Consider the following 1401-nt stretch of genomic DNA (forward strand, 5'->3'; position numbering starts at 1 on the left):
TGCAGCGGGGTGACCTGCCGGCGGCGGCTGCGGGACTGGACCGAGGCCGGGGTCTGGCCCCGCCTCCACGCGGCCTTGCCGGCCGAGCTCCGCAGCGCCGGACTCCTCGGCATGGACGACTGCTCGATCGACGGCTCCCACATCCGAGCCCTCAAAGGGGGGCTCACACCGGCCCTTCACCAGTCGACCGCGCACGTCCCGGCTCCAAGCACCATGTGATCGCCGACCGGCACGGCATCCCGCTCGCCGTGTCGCTGACCGGCGGCAACCGCCACGACGTCACCCAGCTGATGCCTCTACTGGACGCCATACCCCGGATCAAAGGGCTCCGAGGCCGGCCGCTGCACCGGCCCAGGCGGCTGTTCGCCGACCGCGGCTACGACTTCGACACGTACCGCCGGCTGATCCGCCAGCGCGGCATCCCCCCGAAGATCGCCCGCCGCGGTGCCCCACACGGCTCCGGCCTGGGCAAGACCCGCTGGGTCGTAGAGCGCACCTTCGCGTGGCTGCATCAGGGACTCCTCGAACTCGCCTGCACCATCATCTGCTTGAGACGACTACGCACCGCATTCTGAACGATCAGTAAGAACCCCTACATCCCGCAGGACGAGCTACCGGACGGCTACTACCTCGAACCTGCCCGGTCCACACGTCCCCGCGGCCCTCACATCCTCTACTTCGACCGTGGAAGGGGCTGGCTGCGTTTCACTTTCGTGAGCCACGCCGAAGACCCGCAGATCGTCGTGGAAGAAATCTTCTGGCAGTGACCCGAAGCCGAGGTACCACCAGCCCACGGCCGAGGCCCCCGATCGCCTGGTAGTGAGTACTCTCCGTAGGTAGCCACCAACCCGCACCCGCCTCCCCGCGCCCTCAAGGCCGCCACCGATCGCGCGACTGCAGTGGCATCGAAGCGAAGCCACTCGAAGCTCTTCTGGTGACGACAAGCGGTGGCCGTGGCCCCTGCCCGCAGCTCGCTCTTCCGTGTGGACACGTCCACACGGAGGAGCGAGCAGGACGGAACAGGGCCCAGCAGGGGCGAAACGCCCCGATTTTTCGGGCTCTTCGGAGAAACCGCAGGTGAGACGGGTCACGCTAGGATGGTGTCCCGCCACGTGGTGTTGCCGATCAAGCAAGTGGAACGCCCAGGTCGCGGCCCTGATCGCCTTTGCTCGCGGCCCTGTTGCGGCTCACGGAGTCGGGACCAGCGGCGACCGCAGAGCGCGCCACGGTGGGGACTTGTCCGCCGGGGTCGGGGCGGAGGCACCAGACCATGATCGGCAACACCACGGCCGGGGACACGGCCCCCGCTAGACGAGTAGTTCCGAATGCGGGGTTCACGGACGCAGGGAGGGTGTCCAGCATCGGGTTGTGACGACCGAACTAGACACCCTCTTGACCGCA

1 pseudogene is annotated in these 1401 nt (G+C 68.0%); it reads left to right on the top strand.

The features are described from left to right. Positions 1-575: pseudogene (locus tag ACFU99_RS43705) on the top strand (IS5 family transposase); the annotation flags it as partial. Positions 576-1401: the final 826 nt, after the last annotated feature.

Origin of the sequence: Streptomyces sp. NPDC057654, assembly GCF_042800135.1 — a bacterium.
GTDB lineage: Bacteria > Actinomycetota > Actinomycetes > Streptomycetales > Streptomycetaceae > Streptomyces.